Source organism: Streptomyces sp. NPDC056948 (assembly GCF_042674225.1).
Taxonomy (GTDB): Bacteria; Actinomycetota; Actinomycetes; order Streptomycetales; family Streptomycetaceae; genus Streptomyces; species Streptomyces purpurascens.
In genome coordinates this window covers 1-5781 of record NZ_JBHUQX010000517.1, presented here as the reverse complement: position 1 = coordinate 5781, position 5781 = coordinate 1, and the positions used below count along the sequence as shown (strand labels likewise).

Here is a 5781-nt window from a genome sequence, read left to right as displayed (position 1 = left end):
GCGCCGGCCCGGGACCCGGTCCGTCCACGATCCCGTTCCGGCCCCCGCCCGGTCGATTACCCGCGGGGTAATGCCCCGGCGACACGTCCTCTCCCGTGATCTCCTCACCGTCGGCCCTGTGAGACTGTCAGCGGGACGTGACAGACTGATCGCGGGCTTGGGCACGTTGGGGAGGCGTGGCGTGAGTGAACGACGGGCCGCACCCACCGTGGGCCAGGTGGTGCTGGGCAAGCGGCTGCAGGAGCTGCGCGAGGCGGCGGGCATCGGTCGTGACGAGGCCGCCCGGGTGCTGCGCGTCGCCCCCGCGACCGTCCGGCGGATGGAGACCGCCGATGTCGCGCTGAAGATCCCGTACGTGCAGATCCTGCTGACCGCGTACGGCGTGCCCGAGGACGAGGTGACCGCGTTCGTCGGCCTCGCCGAGGAGGCGAACCGGCCGGGCTGGTGGCAGCGGTTCCACGACGTGCTGCCGGAGTGGTTCAGCCTGTATGTGAGCCTGGAGGGCGCCGCCCGGATCATCCGCTCGTACGAGCCGCACTTCGTGCCGGGGCTGCTGCAGACCGAGGGGTACGCGCGTGCGGTGCTGGAGGCCGGCACCATCGCGAACGCGGGGCCGGAGGCGGTGGAGCGGCATGTGTCGCTGCGCATGGAGCGGCAGCGGCTCCTGGACCGCGAGAACCCGCCGCACCTGTGGGTGATCATGGACGAGACGGTGCTGTGCCGCCCGGTGAGCGTCGACGGCCGGGTGATGCGCGACCAGCTCGACAAGCTGCTGGAGTACGCCGCGCGCGACCGGGTCACGCTCCAGATCGCCGAGTTCAAGGACGGCCCGCACCCGGGGACGTACGCCCCGTTCTCGCTGTTCCGGTTCGCCGAGCCCGAGCTGCCCGACATGGTCTTCACCGAGTATCTGACGGGCGCGCTGTACCTGGACTCCCGCAAGGAGGTCTCCGCGCATCTGGAGGTCCTGGACCACATGACGGCCCGCGCGGGCTCGGCACAGCGCACGGAGACGCTCCTGCGGGAGTACCGCGAGGGCTTCTGACCCGTACGGGCCCCGTCGGCGGGTGTCCTCCCCGGCCCGCCCCTAGCGTCGGCATGACGGTGCAGGCAAGGGAGCGCACGCGAAGGAGGTCCGATGCCCGGATTCGAGGTGCTGTACCAAGCTGCCGCGCTGTGCCTGATGTACCCCGACGACGACTTCCGCGCCCGGCTGTCGCTGCTGCGCGAAGCCGCCCCGCAGCTACGGGAGTTCGCCGACCACGCGGCCGTCACCCCGCCCCGGGAGCTGGCCGCGCACTATGTCGAGGTCTTCGAGGCCGGGCAGGACCACAGCCTGTACCTCAGCGTCTGGCGCGAGGCGACACCGGCGCCCTCCGAGGAGGTCTACCGCGCGCACGGCCTGGAGACCACCGGCGAGGAACCGCCCGACTTCCTGCCCGCGGTCCTGGAGTTCGCGGCCCGCACGGGCAGCACCGAGCTGCTGACGGACCACCGCGACGGCCTGGACCGCCTCCGCTCCGGGCTCACCGACTTCGGTACGCCGTACGCGACGGTCCTGGACGCGGTGTGCGCGACATTGCCGCCCGCGCACACCGGGCTCTAGGACTGCCGACGGCGGTCGGGCCTACGCGGCGCCGCCCTTCTCGTCCCGCTGGTCCTTCTCCTCGTCCACGATCTCCGCGTCGACCACGCCCTCCTCTTCCTGCGCGGTGCCGGGAGTTTCCTCGGTGGGCGACTGCTGGGCCTGGGCGTACATCGCCTGGCCCATCTTCTGGCTGACGGAGGCGAGTTTCTCGACCCCGGTGCGCAGGGTGGCGGTGTCCGCCTGCTGTTCCAGGTGTCCCTTCACCTCGGTGACGGCCGACTCGACCTCGGCCTTGGTGTCGGCCGGGATCTTGTCGCCGTTGTCGCGGAGGAAGTTCTCCGTCTGGTAGACGAGTTGCTCGGCCTGGTTGCGGGTCTCGGCGGCCTCGCGGCGGCCCCGGTCCTCCTCGGCGTACTGCTCGGCCTCGCGCATCATGCGGTCGATGTCTTCCTTGCCCAGGGCCGAGCCGCCGGTGACGGTCATCTTCTGTTCGCGGCCGGTCGCCATGTCCTTGGCGGAGACGTGCATGATGCCGTTGGCGTCGATGTCGAAGGCCACCTCGATCTGCGGCACGCCGCGCGGTGCCGGCGGCAGGCCCGTCAGGTCGAAGACGCCGAGCTTCTTGTTGTAGGCGGCGATCTCGCGTTCGCCCTGGTAGACCTGGATGCCGACCGAGGGCTGATTGTCGGCCGCCGTCGTGAAGATCTCCGAACGCCGGGTCGGGATGGTCGTGTTGCGCTCGATGAGCTTCGTCATGATGCCGCCCTTGGTCTCGATGCCCAGGGACAGCGGGGTGACGTCGAGCAGCAGCACGTCCTTGACGTCGCCGCGCATGACGCCCGCCTGGAGCGCGGCCCCGAGCGCCACGACCTCGTCGGGGTTGACGCCCTTGTGCGGCTCCTTGCCGGTGAGTTCCTTGACCAGCTCGGTCACCGCGGGCATCCGGGTCGAGCCGCCGACGAGAATCACGTGGTCGACCGCGGCGAGCTTCACCCCGGCGTCGTCGACCGCCTGGTGGAAGGGCGCCTTGCACCGGTCGAGCAGATCGGCGGTGAGCTCCTGGAACTGGGCCCGGGTCAGCTTCTCGTCGAGATGCAGCGGCCCTTCGGCGGAGGCCGTGATGTAGGGCAGGTTGATCGTCGTCTCGGTGGAGCTGGACAGCTCGATCTTGGCCTTCTCGGCACCCTCGCGCAGCCGCTGCACCGCCATCTTGTCGCCCGCGAGGTCGACGCCGTACTGGCCCTTGAAGCGCTTGACGAGGTACTCGACGATCCGCTGGTCCCAGTCGTCGCCGCCGAGGTGGGTGTCGCCGTTGGTGGCCTTCACCTCGATGACGCCCTCGCCCATCTCCAGCAGCGACACGTCGAAGGTGCCGCCGCCGAGGTCGAAGACGAGGACCGTCTGGTCGTTCTCCTTGTCCAGCCCGTACGCCAGCGCCGCCGCCGTCGGCTCGTTGATGATCCGCAGCACCTTCAGGCCCGCGACCTCCCCGGCCTCCTTGGTCGCCTGCCGCTGCGCGTCGTCGAAGTAGGCCGGGACGGTGATCACCGCGTCGGTGACGTCCTCGCCGAGGTAGGACTCCGCGTCCCGCTTCAGTTTCTGCAGCACCCGGGCCGACAGCTCCTGCGCCCGGTAGCGGGTGCCGTCCACGTCGCCCTGGTCCGGGAAACGCCAGCTCGCGTCGCCCATGTACCGCTTGACCGAGCGGGCGGTGCGCTCCACGTTCGTCACGGCCTGCCGTTTGGCGACCTCCCCGACCAGCACCTCGCCGTTCTTGGCGAAGGCGACGACCGAGGGTGTGGTTCTGGCCCCCTCCGCGTTGGCAATGACCGTGGGCTCACCGCCCTCCAGCACGGCCACCACCGAGTTCGTGGTCCCGAGGTCGATCCCGACCGCTCGTCCCATCGCTGTCCCCTTCCGTCAGGGCACTCCCCGCTCACTCCCCACTCTCCAGCACAAAACTTGAGTGCGCTGTTGTCAATGCCGCGAAGGGGTGATCGGCCCGCGCAGGGCCACGGCTCGCCGGGGCCGGTCCGTGACCAGCACGTCCACGCGCGGGTGGGCGAGGAAAGCCCGCATCAGGGTGTCGTCGTTGACCGTCCACACCATGGTGAACAGGCCGCGCCGGGTCGCCTCGCGCAGCACGGTGGTCCTGGCCAGCCGCTGGTGCACGGCGACGCCGTGGGCCCCGCAGGCGCGGATCCGGCGGGCGGGGAACAGTTCGCTCAGCCGGGTCCCGGGCAGCCGGGCCAGGGCCAGGTCCCTGCGGTCGCGCCCCAGGGACAGCGCGGTGCGCACCCCGGGGAAGGCCTGTGTCACGGCGGCGAGGGAACGGTCCTCCAGTGTCGTCACGACGAGTCCGTCCGTGCCGAGCAGGGCCACCCCCCGGTCGACCACCTCCTGCTCGTAGCCGACCTCCTTGAGGTCCAGGTGCGCCACGAGTCTCCCGGCGATCAGCGCCATGACCTCGTCCACCACCGGCACGTCGTACCCGGCCCGCTCGCTCAGCTCGGCGTGGGTGAGCCGGGACAGCGGCGGCCCGGTGGGCCCGACCCGGGGGTCGTGGTAGACGACGAGGACACCGTCGGCCGTGCGGCGGATGTCGAACTCGGCGTACTCCGCGCCGGACTCCAGCGCGTCCTTGTACGCCTCCCAGGTGGCGGCGTCGGCGCGCTCGGAGCCGCCCCGGTGGGCGGAGACGGCGGGGCGTGGCGTCATGGTCGGGGGCTCCCGGAGGGCGGGCGTGGCGGCGGTACGGGTACGGCGTCGTCGTCGGACGTGGGCAGCAGTGAGCCCGATCGGGTGCTGATGCGTCTGAGCAGGACGTATCCGATCACGGCGAGGACGACGAAGGGGAGCCAGGCCAGCGCGTAGGCCGTTCCGTAGGCGTGCAGGTCGAGGATGGAGCGGTGGTCGTCGACGTTCGTGCCGTTCACGCCGAAGAAGGCGAGCAGCAGGGTCGGCGGCAGGGCGATCAGTGTGGCGGCGGCGACGAGGCCGGACACGGTGCGGTCGCGGCGCTCGTCACGCTCGGCGAGTTCGGCGTCCAGGGCGGCGGAGCGGGCGCTGATCACCGAGGTCAGACGCTCGACCATGCGGGCCGAGTTCTCCAGGCTGTCCCGGATGCCGAGCGCGTCGCGCTGCGAGGACTGGAAGGCCTCCATGACCATCTCGGGGATCAGCAGGCTGTCGACGTAGGCCTCGACGCCGAAGGCGAGGTCCAGCTGGAGTTCGTTGACGCCCGCGGAGAGGCGCGAGATCAGGGAGCGGATCTCGGTGGGCGAGTCGGTCAGGGCCTGCTCGTTGGCCTTCATCATGGCGAAGGCGGCGAGCCGGGTGCGCTGGAGCACGGCGAGGGCGGAGACCATGCCGACGGCGACGAGCATCAGGCCGTTCTCGACGTGCGGGGCCCAGCCGGCCTGGACGGAGACGCCCCGGCCGAGGGCGGACAGGGTGAGGCCGTGGTTCCTGAGGTGCGGCGCGAGGCTCGCGTCGTAGGGCGTGGCGGGGTTCCAGGGCATCCTGCCGCGGTAGACGATCTCGTTCAGCAGGATCGCCTTGCGGGCCTCGTCGGCGCTGAGCAGTTCGCGTTGTAACCGGCCGCCGGGGAAGACGAGTTGGTGCACGTTCTGGCCGAGGGCGAGCGGGCGGCCGAGCTGCTCGGTCAGCGTCTGGAGGAGCGGGCGGTCGTCGAGTTCGATGCGCTCCCGGTCGAAGCAGGTCGTGGCCAGCCAGGCGGCGAGGTCGCCGGCCGTGGTCTCGCCCGCGAAGGCGCAGTCCACGACCAGGGTGGCGTCGCCGCGCGGGGTGGCGACGACGAGGATCCGCAAGGACGCGAGGCCCAGGCCGTGGTCGCCGTGCGGCAGCCGCAGCCTCCGGGGCGCGACCTGTTCGTCGAGGACCGGGACGGGGAGCACGTCCTGGCTGGTCATCAGGTGGGAGGCGAAGCGGCCGTAGTCGTAGCGGTCGACGAGGGCGCCGAGGGTGGTGTCCCGGGGGCGGAGCCGTCCGGAGAGGCTGACCAGCAGCAGGACGCGGGTCCGGTCACGGGTGGCGGAGTCGAGCACCGTCGCGTTCGGGGACGTTCCCGGCAGCATCGCGTTCCTTCCGGCCCGTCGGTTCCAGAGCGTCTGGATTCCTACCCCGGCCGCGGGTGGCGAACCGACGACGTCGCGCGGGCCGCCCCTGGTGGG

Annotated in this window: 5 protein-coding genes; 2 read left to right on the top strand and 3 right to left on the bottom strand. The window is 71.4% G+C overall.

Annotated features, from left to right (window positions below):
• Positions 1–181 precede the first annotated feature (181 nt).
• The gene (locus ACFTZL_RS39935; RefSeq protein WP_382593947.1) at positions 182–1045 is read left to right on the top strand and encodes a helix-turn-helix domain-containing protein; all 864 of its coding nucleotides are present in this window, start codon (positions 182–184) and stop codon (positions 1043–1045) included.
• A gap of 93 nt (positions 1046–1138) precedes the next feature.
• Positions 1139–1606, top strand: a complete 468-nt coding sequence (locus ACFTZL_RS39930; protein WP_382593944.1) for a nitrate reductase molybdenum cofactor assembly chaperone — start codon at positions 1139–1141, stop codon at positions 1604–1606.
• Positions 1607–1627: 21 nt separating this feature from the next.
• On the opposite strand, the gene dnaK is transcribed toward ACFTZL_RS39930, so the two are convergent.
• The 3 genes from dnaK to ACFTZL_RS39915 all read right to left on the bottom strand — a co-directional run.
• On the bottom strand, positions 1628–3493 hold the full coding sequence (dnaK, locus tag ACFTZL_RS39925) for a molecular chaperone DnaK (RefSeq protein ID WP_382593941.1): 1866 nt from the start codon (positions 3491–3493) through the stop codon (positions 1628–1630).
• A gap of 72 nt (positions 3494–3565) precedes the next feature.
• On the bottom strand, positions 3566–4306 hold the full coding sequence (locus tag ACFTZL_RS39920) for a glycerophosphodiester phosphodiesterase family protein (protein ID WP_382593938.1): 741 nt from the start codon (positions 4304–4306) through the stop codon (positions 3566–3568).
• The coding region (locus tag ACFTZL_RS39915) for a hypothetical protein (protein WP_382593935.1) at positions 4303–5781 on the bottom strand (1479 nt) is incomplete at its 5' end. The genes ACFTZL_RS39915 and ACFTZL_RS39920, both read right to left, overlap by 4 nt.